This is a genomic window from Megasphaera sp., assembly GCF_047831605.1.
GTDB classification, from domain to species: Bacteria; Bacillota; Negativicutes; order Veillonellales; family Megasphaeraceae; genus Megasphaera; species Megasphaera intestinihominis.
This window is the reverse complement of sequence record NZ_CP181255.1, coordinates 1,052,326-1,066,848: the sequence shown is the minus strand read 5'-3', so window position 1 is coordinate 1,066,848 and position 14,523 is coordinate 1,052,326. Positions and strand designations below refer to the sequence as shown.

14 protein-coding genes, 1 pseudogene and 1 other annotated feature are annotated in these 14,523 nt (G+C 52.6%); of the genes and pseudogenes, 4 read left to right on the top strand and 11 right to left on the bottom strand.

The window, feature by feature from the left end; all coding sequences use genetic code 11:
* Window positions 1-14: 14 nt before the first annotated feature.
* The gene (locus ACFWUB_RS05125) at window positions 15-1,001 is read right to left on the bottom strand and encodes an HlyD family efflux transporter periplasmic adaptor subunit (RefSeq protein WP_020310601.1); all 987 of its coding nucleotides are present in this window, start codon (window positions 999-1,001) and stop codon (window positions 15-17) included.
* Between the two features lie 204 nt (window positions 1,002-1,205).
* Window positions 1,206-1,455 (top strand) — a binding site (T-box leader).
* A gap of 86 nt (window positions 1,456-1,541) precedes the next feature.
* Between ACFWUB_RS05125 and ACFWUB_RS05120 the strand changes: the two genes are divergently transcribed.
* Window positions 1,542-2,543, top strand: a complete 1,002-nt coding sequence (locus ACFWUB_RS05120) for a bile acid:sodium symporter family protein (protein ID WP_292299411.1) — start codon at window positions 1,542-1,544, stop codon at window positions 2,541-2,543.
* A 152-nt stretch (window positions 2,544-2,695) separates the two neighbouring features.
* Here the strand turns inward: ACFWUB_RS05120 and ACFWUB_RS05115 are convergent, their stop codons facing one another.
* Window positions 2,696-3,811, bottom strand: a complete 1,116-nt coding sequence (locus ACFWUB_RS05115) for an IS30 family transposase (RefSeq protein WP_416184242.1) — start codon at window positions 3,809-3,811, stop codon at window positions 2,696-2,698.
* Window positions 3,812-3,920: 109 nt separating this feature from the next.
* On the opposite strand from ACFWUB_RS05115, the gene ACFWUB_RS05110 reads away from it, so the two are divergent.
* From ACFWUB_RS05110 to ACFWUB_RS05100, 3 genes are read left to right on the top strand one after another with little or no spacing between them, the layout of a single operon-like run.
* A complete protein-coding gene (locus tag ACFWUB_RS05110) occupies window positions 3,921-4,373 on the top strand; it encodes a hypothetical protein (protein ID WP_416184330.1) in 453 nt (150 codons plus the stop codon).
* On the top strand, window positions 4,370-4,546 hold the full coding sequence (locus ACFWUB_RS05105; protein WP_416184329.1) for a hypothetical protein: 177 nt from the start codon (window positions 4,370-4,372) through the stop codon (window positions 4,544-4,546). The genes ACFWUB_RS05110 and ACFWUB_RS05105 overlap by 4 nt, the downstream gene beginning before the upstream one ends.
* Window positions 4,543-5,055, top strand: a complete 513-nt coding sequence (locus ACFWUB_RS05100) for a GGDEF domain-containing protein (protein ID WP_416184388.1) — start codon at window positions 4,543-4,545, stop codon at window positions 5,053-5,055. Before ACFWUB_RS05105 ends, ACFWUB_RS05100 begins: the two co-directional genes overlap by 4 nt.
* Before the next feature lie 201 nt (window positions 5,056-5,256).
* Here ACFWUB_RS05100 and ACFWUB_RS05095 read toward each other — a convergent pair whose 3' ends face one another.
* From ACFWUB_RS05095 to gltB, 9 genes and pseudogenes are all read right to left on the bottom strand, one after another.
* Window positions 5,257-5,883: a hypothetical protein gene (locus ACFWUB_RS05095; protein WP_416184328.1), complete on the bottom strand. Its 627-nt coding sequence runs from the start codon at window positions 5,881-5,883 to the stop codon at window positions 5,257-5,259.
* Window positions 5,884-5,906: 23 nt separating this feature from the next.
* Window positions 5,907-6,794: a radical SAM protein gene (locus ACFWUB_RS05090; protein WP_292108057.1), complete on the bottom strand. Its 888-nt coding sequence runs from the start codon at window positions 6,792-6,794 to the stop codon at window positions 5,907-5,909.
* A gap of 72 nt (window positions 6,795-6,866) precedes the next feature.
* Window positions 6,867-7,253: a DMT family transporter gene (locus ACFWUB_RS05085; RefSeq protein ID WP_292299403.1), complete on the bottom strand. Its 387-nt coding sequence runs from the start codon at window positions 7,251-7,253 to the stop codon at window positions 6,867-6,869.
* A 136-nt stretch (window positions 7,254-7,389) separates the two neighbouring features.
* Window positions 7,390-7,761: pseudogene (locus ACFWUB_RS05080) on the bottom strand (EamA family transporter); the annotation flags it as partial.
* Between the two features lie 170 nt (window positions 7,762-7,931).
* Entirely contained in the window at window positions 7,932-8,144 is a 213-nt protein-coding gene (locus tag ACFWUB_RS05075) for a hypothetical protein (protein WP_416184327.1), read from the bottom strand.
* Between the two features lie 94 nt (window positions 8,145-8,238).
* Window positions 8,239-8,577, bottom strand: coding sequence for a hypothetical protein (locus tag ACFWUB_RS05070; protein WP_337544412.1), 339 nt, complete (start codon window positions 8,575-8,577; stop codon window positions 8,239-8,241).
* Window positions 8,578-8,592: 15 nt separating this feature from the next.
* Window positions 8,593-8,952: a hypothetical protein gene (locus ACFWUB_RS05065; RefSeq protein WP_337544410.1), complete on the bottom strand. Its 360-nt coding sequence runs from the start codon at window positions 8,950-8,952 to the stop codon at window positions 8,593-8,595.
* Between the two features lie 51 nt (window positions 8,953-9,003).
* Window positions 9,004-9,342 (bottom strand): hypothetical protein, encoded by a 339-nt coding sequence (locus ACFWUB_RS05060; RefSeq protein WP_337544408.1) that lies wholly within the window; start codon window positions 9,340-9,342, stop codon window positions 9,004-9,006.
* Between the two features lie 515 nt (window positions 9,343-9,857).
* Entirely contained in the window at window positions 9,858-14,411 is a 4,554-nt protein-coding gene (gltB, locus tag ACFWUB_RS05055) for a glutamate synthase large subunit (protein WP_416184326.1), read from the bottom strand.
* Window positions 14,412-14,523: the final 112 nt, after the last annotated feature.

Below are 14,523 nucleotides of genomic sequence, written 5' to 3'. Positions count from 1 at the left end.
CCTTCCTTTCTGCCTCAGAAGGTGACTGTCGCCGGCATGCCCAGGCGCAGGACGTTGTCGGGGTCGGTGACGTAAATCCGGACTTCATAGACGAGGGATGTCCTGAGGTCATCGGTTTCCACGGATTTCGGCGTAAACTCTGCCGTGTCGGAAATGTAACCGACCTGGCCCGTCAAGGGCGTGTCGACGCTGTCGATAGTGACCGTTGCCGACTGGCCTTCGTGGATTTTTCCCAGTTTATCTTCCGAAATGTAGGCCCGGATCCACTTGGTCGTATCCAGGCTGAGCGTATAGACCGGTGTCGACGGTGAGGCCATGTCGCCCGGTTCGACGAGGCGCGAGCGGATGACGCCGTCCTGCGGGGCGACGAGAGTGGCCTGGCTCAGGTTATACTGGGCGGTCTGCAGCTCGTTCTGCAGAGACTGGAGCTGTGCCTGTGCGGCGTCGATGTCTTCCTGGCGATAGCCGTTGCTGGCCAGGTCGTGGGCCGACTGAGCATGGGCCAGGGTAGCCGCTGTCGATTTGGCCTTGGCTTCCGCTGCATCCAAGGTCTGCTTGCTGATGGCGTCGCCGGCATAGAGCGTACTCATGCGCTGATAATCGGCGGCGGCATTATCCGCTTCGGCCTGAGCCGATTGAACAGAAGCCGCAGCTTCGGCAATTTCTTCGGGCCGCGAGCCGTTGTTCATCTTAGCGACGACGGCTTCCTGCTGGGCGATTTGCGCCTGGCAGCGGGCAATCGTCAATTTCAGGGGCGTCGTATTGAGCGTCGCCAGGACCTGCCCTTGGTGGACACGGTCGCCTTCTTCGACATTCATCGAGGCGATGCGTTCACTGGCATTGAATGTGAGCGAAACCTGACGGACATCGACATTGCCATGGAGCGTAAGCGGCGCTGCTTTAGGCTGCTGCCAGTAGCACCAGGCCCCGGCGGCAGCGGCCAGGAGGATGATGAAAATGAAGAGCTGTTTCTTATGGGCTTGCAGGGAAGCGGAGAGCATGGATATTCCTTCTTTCTTAGGACGGTATGCAGATTAGCAGAATTTTCTCTTTCTATTATATATAATTCAAATTCAAATTTCAACTATAAAATATAGAAAAGATGACCATGACATATGTAAATTTTTGACGGTAAAACGTACAACTAACTTAAAAGCTTATTGACTTCACGGGAGTGACACGGTATAATAGACCTCAACAAATACAGAACAGTGTTGAATGGAAATAGTAATGTTTGGGAAACCATGACAGAGACCTGCTGGCGGCTGAGAGGCAGGATGGAATCCCGGCGTGAAGTCGTCCAGGAGCTGCTGCCCGAACGTATTTCGCTAGTAGACGCAGCCGGCAGGCAACCGTTACCTTGCCAGGCATTACATGGGCTGTCCCGGAGATGCTGGAAAAGTGGTCATTACGACAATGAGAGTGGTACCGCAGAGTGAATACTTTGTCTCTTTTTAGAGGCAAAGTTTTTTTTTGCTCCATCAAAACCGTTTGCGTATTTGTATTTGTCAGGTCTTATTTTAGAAAGGATGTGCGTGACTATGATGGATTTCATTGGAAAGTTGAGCGGTTTTGTTGGGAAAAATTTGACGTATATCGTCTTTCTCGTCGTCATCTGGGCGTATTTCATGCCCAATGCCTTTCTCTGGGCGGTTCCTCATACGGTCCTCTTGTTAGGCGTCATCATGTTCGGTATGGGTATGACGCTCCATGCCCGGGATTTCAAATTGATCGTCCAGCGGCCGAAGGAAGTCCTCATCGGCTGTACGGCTCATTATACGATTATGCCGCTGCTGGCGTATGCCCTGGTCCTGGCTTTTGAAATGCCGCCGGAAATCGCCGTCGGCATGATCCTTCTCGGTTCTTGTCCCAGTGGGACGGCGTCGAACGTCATGGGGTTCCTGGCCAAGGCGGATGTCCCCTTGTCCGTTTCCATTACGACTTGTTCGACGTTGTTGGCGCCCATTATGATGCCTTTCATCGTCTGGGGCCTGGCCGGCCAGTGGGTCGAAGTTTCCTTTATGGCTATGGCCATGACGGTCATGAAAGTCATCCTGGTTCCCCTGGTCCTCGGCTTGTTGACGCACCGCCTGATGGGGGAAAAGCATATTACCTCCCTGTCGAAGGTACTGGTCCTCGTATCCGCTTTTGGTGTCCTGGTCATCGTCGGCGGCGTTATTGCCATCAATGGGGCTAAAATCCTGGACATGGGCATCTTTATCATTCTCATGGTCCTCCTGCACAATCTCGGTGGTTTCCTCATCGGCTATTTCGTTACAGGCAAGCTGGGCTTGGGCAAGAAACAGCAGCACTCGGTCACGTTGGAAGTCGGCATGCAGAACGACGCCCTGGCCATTTCGCTGGTATCGGTCTTCTTTGCCCCGGCCGTCGCCATTCCGGCAGCCGTCGGAGCGGCTATCCATCAGGTAACGGGTTCTATCCTGGCCGGCATCTTTGCCCGCCACATGGATGCTCATGAAGCCAAAGAAAAAGCGAAGGCTCAGGCCGAAACGCTCATGGAAGCCGTACCGGGCAGTCATTGAGGTCATCGAGTAAAACTTGCAAGCCCTCATTTGTTTTGATACTATAAGTATAGACAAATGGGGGCTTTTTCATGAGATTTGTTATATATTTACGAAAACATGTACATAAAATATTTCATCGTAAATTGCAAGTTGAAATTGAACACACCTAATCAAGACACGCTGTCAATAGCATAGACTTCATCGAGAAATGCATCGAATAGCTCCGCCGGCGTATGGTAGCCCAAAACACGGCGTGGACGCTGATTCAGCACATCTGCTATGTGCAGGATATCCGCCTCAGAGAATCGCTCCATGGACATGCCCTTGGGGATAAAATCTCTTAACAAGCCATTGTGACGTTCGTTCTGAGGTCGTTCCCATGAGCTGTACGGATGCGTAAAATAAATCTTGGTGCCAAGGCTCTCGAACTTCGACAAGGTCTCAAACTCAGGACCATTGTCTGCCGTCATCGTCTTAAAAATCTGGCTGAAGCGTTCTATACCATAGAAATCCTGCAGCTGTGCAAGGGCTGCTTCAACGCCGGAACTGGTACGTCCTGGGATGCGGATAGCAATGTAGTTACGCGTGACCTTTTCCACAGCGGTAAAGATTACCGCCTCACGGCCTGCGCGCTGACCGACTACCGTATCCACTTCCCAGTGGCCAATCTCCGTACCGTCATTGACGATGGCAGGCCGTTCATCAATGCAGCGGCCTTTTATGCGCTTGTTCTGGCGCACCCATTTGCGGTGACGCTTGTGTCTTAAAGCACGCGGTACTTCGAAGAGTGTCAGCGGAAGCTTGTTAGCCCATAGCATGTTGTAGAGCGTCTTGGTACAGGGGATTTGCTCCGGCGCGAACAGCTGGTTCCGTTTGGCATAGCCAACACAGGCATCCAGTGACCAGCGTTTTTGGCGGACTTGTTCTACCATCCATTGGATGAACAGCTCGCAGTCGTCATGATCGATTTTACAAGGCTTCCTGGAATTCTTGCGATGCTCTGTGTAAGCTTTCTGACCACGCTTGGCTGTGTACTGTGGGGCACGACCACGATTGCCTTTTCGTTCCGGCGTTCCACGCCGAAGCTCGTATAAAACGGTCGTGTGGGCGCAACCTACCTCAGCAGCGATGGCGCGAAGGGAAAGCCCCTGACGATGCAGAGCCTGAATCATACCCCGTTCTTCCAAAGAAAGATGGCGGCCGGGTGTACGTACGTCCTCGATTATGTTAGAATGGTTGTGATCCATAGTGATTGCTCCTTTGTTGATGATTTCTCGCAGAACCATTTTAACATGAAGCGTCACTATGGATTTTTGTTTTTTGATTAACTGTTCAAGTTCATTTTACAACGGACCTAAAATATTTCATGGGCCATTTGGTGATATCCAGGCTATTTTGGCGGATCCGGAATTCAGGAAACGGAAAATACGGGATAATCTCTATGCCTGCAGTTTCATTTCCTGCCTCCTGTGCATCATCGCCCTGACCGGGGTCATCGGTACGTATGCGCCCAATGCAGCCGGAGCCGTCTTGCCGGCTATCAATGCAACGGCAGTCTATGGAATCATTTTTAGCGTCAATGTCCTCTTTTTTGCCGGTTTCTACCGATGTCTGCACGGAGCGGTCCGCAATGAAAAGATATTAGAAAATCTGGTCTATATCTTTTTGTTCATCAATTCATCCCTGGCGTGCCTGACTTTTTTCAGCACCCAGGACGGGAGCAGTTTCTTCTTTGAATACCTGCTCATGCTCATCCTGGTCTATTTGCTGCCCATTTACGATAACCTCAAGGTTTTGTTTCCCATCGTCGCCGTCAATCTGGTCACGACCTTGCCGTCATCGCCATGACAGGTCATCAGATTGCCTGGCAGGACCAATACGATATCGTCCTCTTTTATCTGGTTTGTCTGGTCATCATCTTTTCGCGGCGCCATCTGGCCCTGGCTTTTGCCCAGATACGCATGCACCTCCGGTCCAGTAATGAAGAGAGTTTTACCAGCGGAGCCGGACCGATGAGCTGACCGGGCTGCTGAACCGCGAAGCCCTGCGGGAAGATTTTGAACAGTATTTAGGACAGACGATTTGTGTCATGATTTGCGACATCGACCGGTTTAAATTTTTCAATGATACCTATGGCCATGTACTCGGCGATGATATCCTGTCCGGCATCAGCCGGCTTTTGTGCCATATCTTCCCGGATGATTGTGTCTACCGCTATGGAGGCGATGAATTCCTGATTTTGTCATTTCGGAATCAACCTTCGTTCCAGGACGATGTAGAGCGGTTCCAGCGGCACTTGAAGGACTTGCCCTTTGACGATTTGACCCGCCAGCCGACGATGAGCGGCGGCTATACGTGGGGCCTCTGCCAGGGTGCCGTCGACCTGCGGAAGATGTTCGCCTTAGCCGACCGTTTCCTCTATCAAGCCAAAGAAGCCGGACGCAACCGCGTCCACTGCGAACCCTTCGATAACCAAAAAGCAGAAACCAGCCTGCATGAAATAGGAAACCTTTGGGATAAAAGTTCGTGAGGGATTGTCGCACGAAGGTTTTTGCCATCATGCAAGGTACCTTTTACTTTATAGTTTGTAGCCTGGAGTTTGTAGTTTGTAGAAGCAGGTTTTAAATTTTTTACCATTTTCTGCAAACTAAAAACTACAAACTTAAAACTCAAAAAAGGGGCTGTCGCACATGCGACAGCCCCTTTTTTTACGAGCCACGAGCCACTAAATTCAAATGGCCTGCGGGAAGGTGTTGGTCAGTATCTTAGCCCCGCCTTCGGTCGTTTTGGTCTGCAAGGATGTTCCACCCGTTGCGACGTCTTCGATATCCGTCGGGATGCGCTTATAGGGCAGCTTTTTCATAATGCGGTCCATAGATTCCGTCAGGATTTCCTTGGGGTCGTTCAGGATAGATGCCGATTCGATTTCACGGCCTTTGTCGCTGTAGCTCTTGAAGGTATCGGTCCGCTTATCGTAGGCGTATACCATCAGGTGATAGAGACATTCCGTGATGATTTCGTCATCATCATAGCGCCAGAGCCCGGCCATGTGCTGCCGCCAGTACCAGGTCTGGACGACGGGGACCAGGACGACGTCGGCTTTATACTGGGCCGAAAGGGCGCGCATCGTGTCGATGTTGACGTCAGACGGCGACAGAGCTGTATCCGTTTCGATGCGGTCCCAGTAGGGGATGCGGAACGGCTGTTTCAGCCGGTTTTTCATGAAACGGGCGGCGTAGCTGTCCTGTGTCGTATCGGCAATGACGACAGTGCGCATGTTATTGAAGCGCGGGCCGTCGGCAAAGACCGTTGTAATCGACAGGATGCAGAAGAAGAGCAAAAGACAGAGTTTTTTCACGAGGCAACACCTCCAGCAAAAAATCAGAAATTGCCGTTATCGTTTAAGAGCGGCAGCGTGTCGTCGACTTGCGGGATGTAGCGTTCCAAAGTGGCCAGCATTTTTTCCTTATCCATCGGCAGGGTGCCGCCGACAGGCAGGAGATTGGAAACGTGGTTACTGCGGAAGATGCAGGGCTTGGTCATTTCCGTATGGCGCAGGATCATGTCCAGTTCCTGGAGGAAGCCTCGCGCTGTCAGGGGGGTAAACGTTCCATTGACGACATCCTGGTAGAGCGGTACTTCGCGGGGAATAATGAGCGACAAGGCGCTGAGCATAGTCGGGTTGATGGCCGATACGACCTGGGCCGTATGCAGGGCATGTTCCTTGGTCCGTTCCTGGCCGCCCAGGCCGAGGAGAATCATCGTCGACAGCTTCATGCCTGCTGCCAGGGCTTTTTTCCCGGCTTCGATGGTCAGGGCTGCCGTCGTCCCTTTATCGACGAGTTTCAAGACTTCGTCGTCTCCGCTTTCAATGCCCATGTAGACGATGGCCAGGCCCGCTTCGCGGAGGCGCTTCAATTCTTCCGGCGTCTTGCGGACCAGGTCAGCCGGAGTCGCATAGGCACCGATACGGTTCAGATTGGGGAATTTTTCGTAGCATTTCTGCATGATAGCTACGAGTTTGTCCGTCGGCAGGACCAGGGCATCGCCATCAGCCAGGAAAATCCGGCGGATGAAGGGCATGGCATAGGCGCCGCGCTCGATGATCCCTTCTATTTCTTCCATGGGACGGATGCGGAATTTAGACGCTTTGTACATATCGCAGAAACGGCAGGTATTGTGGGAACAGCCGATAGTAACGCGCAGGATGAAGCTGCGGGCTTCACTGGGCGGGCGGAAGACGAGGCCGCCGGCATCATCAATAATCATAGTAACACACCTTTCTCAAAAGATGAAAAAAACATTATTCATTCATCTCTTATTATACACGAAAAGTACGTATTACGAAATAGCTGGTTTCTTCTGCAAGATGATAATGAAGACCGTAGCGATGATACAGGCATAGCCGATGAGTTCAACCGTATGGAACGTCGTACCCAAGGCGATGGCCGAAGTCACTGAAGCGACGACCGGTTCCAGCGTGCCCAGGAGAGTCGCCTTCATCGGCCCGATTTCACTGATACCCGTGACAAAAGCCGTAAAAGACAGGGCCGTGCCGATGATGACGATAAAGGCAACAGCCAGCCAGCCCGTCAGGTCCAATGCGGGCCAGATCGTCCAGACCTGCAGGGTCAGACTGAGAAAAACGCCGCCGATGATCATGCCCAGGCCGTTGGCAACGGCCGCTCCCCAATGAGCTGCCAGCCCCTGGGACAGGATAGGTGACACAGGCGATGGCGCCGATGAGGCCCCAGGTCAGGCCTAACGGAGAAATGACCATCGTCGACGGGTTGCCGTTGGTCGCAGCCAGGTAGACGCCGCCAAAGGCCAGGAAGACCGACAGGATTTCCCGCCCTGTCGGCCGTTTATGGAAGCGGACGGCTAAATAGAGCGACATGAGGACGACACTCAGGGTCTGCAGGACCGTCTCCGTGCCGGCGTTCGAGTTCTTTATGGCCGATAAATACGAGAACTGGCTCAAGATGAGGCCGAATAGGGCAAACAGGACCAAGTGGCGCAGACTGACCGGGTCATGCAGCATCTGGCGTATCTCGGCCCGCTTCGTCGGCAGTACCATGAGCGTCAGGAACAACCCGGCCAGGCACATGCGTATCGACGCCAGCCAGGACGGCTCGACAGGATAATGAGAGAGCAGGAACTGACTGACAACGCCATTGAACCCCCACGTCGTCGCACCGATGACACAAGCCACAATACCATGCTGCGTTTTTGTCATACTAAGACCTCCTCTGCCTGGGGCAATCATATTATCCTAAGTATACACGAGGTGAGGAAGGGGTGCAAGGGAATACCGCTTTCAAGCGGTATTCCCTGTAGGAGCGCCACGTAGGGCGCCCGCTGTCGAAAAAGGGGCTTGTCATCATGCGACAAGCCCTTTGAGATACATCATATCAATTTATTTTTTTGGGCAATTTCAGCAACTGCTTTGATAGAAAGTTTCATGTACCGGGCAATTTGCTCAAAGGACAACCCGTCTTTAATCATTTCGAGCGCTGCTTCCCGGTCTTTCCGCTCAGAATTTCGCTTTTCTTGTTCAACGCCTCTTTCCATGCCTTTTTCCATGGCTCTTTCATAGAGTCCTTCACCTAAGTTGCACATAGTGGTTACATCCTCCTTCCCTTTAGCCGTCAAACCAATGTTAGCTTAATTTGAAATGGATGATGTTAAGGAAAATAAGGATAAATAATATGAATCAGAATAAGTCACGGCCACAACAGTGGCAAACAATAGCTTCTGGACGACTGTATTCACCGCAATATGGGCATTTATGCCATCCATTTGCAATTTTTATGGCGTCATTGTCCTTGATAACTATACTATGAATTATTGCAATAATCCACAAGAAGAACCCATAAGCGAACCATTTCCAAAAATTACGGCCCTTTCGATAAGCGATATTAGCAGGTATTAAGGCTAAAGGACCTGATACTATTGTTATAGTTAAAGCGTCTTCACCTAAAAATGCTCCAATCAAGCATAATACAACACATACCCATACGCCCTTCAATGTTTTACGTAACGGAGTATCCATAATTACACCTCGCAATCAATTTAATGGTTTACCACAACAATGGCAGACAATAGCTTCTGGTTTACTATATTCACCGCAATAAGGGCATTTACGCCATCCCTTTATTTCCTTAGCGATATCGTTATCTTTAATAATTAGACAATGAATAAAAGCTATCAACCAAAAACATAGTCCGTAAATATACCATATCGCAAAATCGCGGCCTTTCCTGTAGGCAATATTAGCTGGAAGTAGAGCCATTACTGAAAATAGCCAGTATAAAATATAAAAATCAGCACCTTTACTTACCTGCGCTTGAGATAATACCATAGGTACGATAATGGAAAATATAAGAAATGCCATTAATGAGTACTTTAAATTATGGAATTTTTTCATAAAATCTTACCTCTTTTCTTTATCGATAAGTATAATAAAGCCATTAACGAATTAGGGAATCAACGTCTTACCACAACAATGGCAGACAATAGCTTCTGGGCGACTGTATTCACCACAATATGGACACTTGTGCCATCCTTTTTCCTGTTTTGCTTTGTCGTTATCGCTGATGATACAGCTGTGGATTAAAGCGATTAGCCAAAATACCATACTATATACTAGCCAGGGGATAAAATCACGGCCTTTGCGGGCTGCTTTGATAGATGGAATTAAAGCTAAGAATCCGTTAATAGTCCAAATAGCAGCCCCACCTGTGCTATTTGGCCATATGAGAAAAGCTGGGCCAGCTATTAATATAACAGCGATAAGTGCATTTTTGTTTATGTTCATGGCAGTCAACTCCTTTATTTTAATTATAGATAAAATATTCAATTATCTCAACTTAGTTACATAATAAAAACAATGATTTGTATTCTGTCTTATTAGTATTCATTATATTTTATAGTATATAGTTCAGTTTTCGGAATGATGAAGCAATCGGCTGCCTGGCCCCTGGTGGGTGACATTGCGGGAACGACCTCGGTCCGCACGGTCATTATTGACCGTGCAGGATGCCGTGCGTGCTATTTGCGTCCGGCGTGCTGCTTTGTTTGAGCATAGCGAGTTTCAGCACGCCAGCAAATGGCACTCTCGGCAAGAGGAGTGGAGCACGCGAACCCACCAGGGGTCAGGCGGCCGATGCCAACCTTTTCAGAAGAACCTCTCAGACCGCCGTTGGCGGCCAGCTCCCCTATGAAGGGGAGCCTTTGGGTGCTCCTTCACTTTATCACGAACCACAACGGGCCGCCCTTTGGGACGGCCCCTACGAAAAAAAGGCTTATCGCGCGTGCGACAAGCCCTTTTTTTTATTTCTTTCCGTGTTTCTTTTCAAAAGCAATCATGTGTGCTTCTTGGTCGGTATGGCCTTCGGCTTCTGCCTGGGCGATGAGGGCGACCATTTCTTCATAGGCTTCAGGAATGACTTTGGTCAGGTGAGTGACGGTGTCGTCCCAGTTTTCCAAGAGGATGTGGCCCAGATTGCTGTCCGTGTAGTGGACGTGTTTTTCCAGCATGGCTTTGACAGCCGCTTTTTCGTCGTCGTCGGTGAGCGGTTCCAGTTTGACCAGGTCGGTGTTGCATTTATTCGGGTCCAAGTCGTAGACGTAGGCGATGCCGCCGGACATGCCGGCTGCAAAGTTGCGCCCTGTCTGGCCGAGGATGAGGACCCGGCCGCCGGTCATGTATTCGCAGCCGTGGTTGCCGACGCCTTCGACGACGGCACTGATGCCGCTGTTGCGGACGCAGAAGCGTTCACCGGCTGTGCCGTTGATGTAGGCTTCGCCGCTGGTGGCACCGTAGAAGGCGACGTTGCCGATGATGATGTTATCTTCGGCAGGGAATACCGATTCCCGCGGCGGCGATACGATGATCTTGCCGCCCGACAGGCCTTTGCCCAGGTAGTCGTTGGCATCGCCTTCCAGGGTCAGCGTCAGGCCACAAGGGATGAAGGCGCCGAAGCTCTGGCCGGCAGAGCCGACGAAGGACAAGATGATCGTGTCTTCGGCCAGGCCTTTTTCGCCGTAGCGCTTGGTGATTTCACTGCCCAGGATGGTCCCGGTGACGCGGTCGGTATTCTTGATGCGCAGGCGGGCCCGGATATGTTTCTGTTCTTCCAGGGCCGGCCGGCACATGCGGATCAGTTTGGACATATCCAAGGTCGTATTGATCTTGTGGTTCTGGGGCGTCGTGAAATGCTGGCCGACCGACGCATCCGTGTACGGACGGTACAGGAGGTTCTTCAAGTTGACCGTCTTGGCTTTCCAGTTGCCGAAGTGATCGCGCTGTTTCAGGCAGTCATAGCGGCCGACCATTTCGTCGATGGTATGGAAGCCCAGGCGGGCCATGATTTCCCGCAGGTCCTGTGCGACGAAGCGCATGAAGTTGATGATATATTCCGGTTTGCCCTTGAAGCGTTTGCGCAGTTTTTCATCCTGCGTGCAGACGCCGTACGGGCAGGTGTTGAGGTGGCAGACGCGCAGCATATGGCAGCCGATGGCCAGGAGCGGTGCCGTACCGAAGCCGAAGACTTCAGCGCCGAAGAGGGCGGCAATGGCGACGTCGCGGCCTGTGAGCAGTTTGCCGTCGACTTCCAGGGTGACGCGGTCGCGCAGGCGGTTGAGGAGCAGCGTCTGCTGGACTTCGGACAGGCCAATTTCCCAGGGCAGGCCGGCATGGCGCAGGCTCGTCCGCGGCGAAGCGCCGGTCCCGCCGTCGTAACCGCTGACAACGATATCGTCGGCCTTGGCTTTGACGACACCGGCGGCAATCGTGCCGATGCCGGCTCCGGACGTCAGTTTGACGCCAATCGTAGCCTTGCGGTTGGCATTCTTGAGGTCAAAGATGAGTTCGGCCAGGTCTTCGATGGAGTAAATATCGTGATGCGGCGGAGGCGAGATGAGGGCGACGCCTGTCGTAGCATGACGGGTCTTGGCGATATCCGGATAGACTTTATTGCCCGGCAGATGGCCGCCTTCGCCCGGTTTAGCCCCTTGGGAGCACTTGATCTGCAATTCATCGGCGTGGATGAGGTAGTCGCTGGTGACGCCGAAACGGGCCGATGCGACCTGTTTGATGCGGTCGTTCGTTTCCGTATCGAAACGGGCCGAGTCTTCGCCGCCTTCGCCGGTATTGCTCATGCCGCCCAGGCGGTTCATGGCCGTAGCGACACATTCATGGGCTTCCTTGCTGAGGGCGCCGTAACTCATGGCACCCGTGCGGAAGCGCTTGACGATGGAATCGACAGGTTCGACTTCTTCGATAGGGATGCTGCTGCCGGCAGGATATTCAAAGTCCAGGAGGTCGCGCAGGCGGAAAATGGTCTGACGGTTGACATGGTCGGCGTATTTTTTATACGTTGCGTAGTCGCCGGTCTGGACGGCTTTCTGCAGGAGCTGGACCGTTTCCGGGTCGATGATGTGCGGCTGGCCGCCCTTGTGGTACTGGTAGAAGTCGCCCCGTTCCAGTTTATCTCCCGTGCTGTACGCTTCTTGGTGGCGCAGGACGTTTTCCTTGGCGATTTCAGCGATGCCCAGGCCTTCGATGCGGGACGGCGTGTTGCAGAAATATTTGTCGATCAGGTCCTGTTTGATGCCGACGGCTTCAAAAATCTGTGCGCCGTGGTAGCTGTGGACTGTCGAAATGCCCATCTTGGACATGACGGCCAGGATGCCTTTGACGGCGGCGTCGATGTAGTTCTGTTTGGCCGTTTCGTAATCGATTTTCTGGAGCTTCTTGTTGGCAATGAGTTCCTTGATGGATTCCAGGGCGATGTACGGGTTGATGGCCGTAATGCCGTAGCCGATGAGGGTACAGAAATGATGGACTTCGCGCGGTTCGCCCGATTCCAGGATGAGGCCGACGTCGGAGCGGACGCCCTTGTCGATGAGATAATGGTGCAGGGCTGCCGAGGCCAGGAGGGCCGGAATGGCGGCCATGCGCGAGTTGACTCCGCGGTCGGACAGGACGAGGATGTTGGCGCCGTTCTTGATGGCCTTCAAGGCATCGATGCAGAGCGATTCGATGGCCGTTTCCATGCCTTCAGAGCCGCTGTTGACGGGATAGAGCATGGACAGCGTAGCCGCCCGCAGTTTCGGCGTCATGAGGGACTTGATGACCGACATCTGTTCGTTGGTCAGAATCGGGCCTTTGAGGTACAAGGCTGCCGTCGACGCTTCGTTCGGTTCCATGATGTTGGCGACGTTGCCGGCCATGACAGCTGACGACATGACCGTCTTTTCGCGGACACCGTCGATAGCCGGGTTGGTGACTTGGGCGAAATTTTCCTTGAAGTAATCGTAGAGGAGCTGAGGTTTGTCGTTGAGGACGGCCAGGGGGACGTCGACGCCCATGGAGTCGATGGCGTGCTGGGCATCGCGGGCCATGGGCAGGATGACCTTGTCCATATCTTCCTGGGTATAGCCGAAGACTTTTTCCTGTTCCTTCAGGTCATAAGGGATGATGGCATCGCTGTTGGCGATGTTCTGACCCGTCATGAGGTCGTCGAGGTTGACGATGTGTTCTTTATACCATTCGTCGTAAGGGTGTTCCGTCGCGATTTCGTGCTTGATTTCGTCGTCGTCGATGATGCGCTGTTTCTGCGTATCGACGAGGAGCATCTTGCCCGGTTCCAGGCGGCCCTTGTAGAGGACGTCTTCCGGCGGGATGTTGACGACGCCGACTTCAGAACTTACGATGACCCGGTCGTCGCGGGTGACATAGTAACGGGCCGGACGCAGGCCGTTGCGGTCGAGCATGCCGCCGATGACCGTGCCGTCGCAGAAGCCGATGGCAGCCGGGCCGTCCCACGGTTCGAGCATGAAGTTGTGATAGCGGTAGAAATCGCGCTTTTCGTCGCTCATGAGCGGATCCCGTTCCCACGGTTCCGGAATCATCATCATCATGGCATGGGGCAGGGAATGGCCTGTCATGTACAGGTATTCCAGGCAGTTGTCGAACATGGACGAGTCGCTGCCCGTATCGTCGACGACGGGGAAGACTTTTTCCATGTCCGGGAAGAAGTCCGATTTCGATTTGCCTTCACGGGCGTTGAGCCAGTTGATGTTGCCCTGGATGGTGTTGATTTCCCCGTTGTGGACGATGTAACGGTTCGGATGGGCCCGGGCCCAGCTGGGGAAGGTATTGGTACTGAAACGGGAATGGATGAGGGCCATGGACGTGACGAAATCCAGGTCCGACAGGTCGAGGAAGAAGTGGCGCAGCTGCATGGACGTCAGCATGCCTTTATAGACGATGGTCTTCGATGACAGGCTGGCGATGTAGAAGTCCGTGCCGTTTTTCTGGCTTTCCGGGACGATGGCTTTTTCTGCCAGCTTGCGGATGATGTATAATTTCCGTTCAAAGTCCATCTGGGTCTTCATGGTCGGGTCCTTGCGGATGAAGACCTGCAGGAAATGAGGACACGTCTGTTTGGCAATGTTGCCGATCAGGCTTTCATCGACAGGGACATCGCGCCAGCCGAGGATGGACAGGCCTTCGGAGCGGACGATGTCTTCAAAGGCTTCCATCTGTTTATGACGGAATGTTTCATAACGATGGGCAAAAATCATGCCGACGCCGTATTCACCTTCGTCAGGAAGGGAAAAGCCCAGGACTTCACATTCGCGCTTGAAGAACTGGTGTGGAATCTGGACCAGGATGCCGGCGCCGTCGCCACTGTTGGCGTCAGCCCCTTCGGCACCGCGGTGACGGAGGTTTTCCAGGATCGTCAGGGCATCGTCGATGATGCCGTATGATTTTTTCCCCTTTATATTGGCAACGATACCGATGCCGCAGGCATCGTGTTCATAAGACGGATCATACAGGCCTTGCGGGCGCGGCAGATCGCGCATTTCTTTATTCATACGTAATCCCCCTTTGGGTATACAAAAACGAGCCGTCACTGTATGAGAGAGAAGGCTCGTATATACTGTGGTGTACCTATGATTATAAACAATTTGTGAAGTCGATGCAATG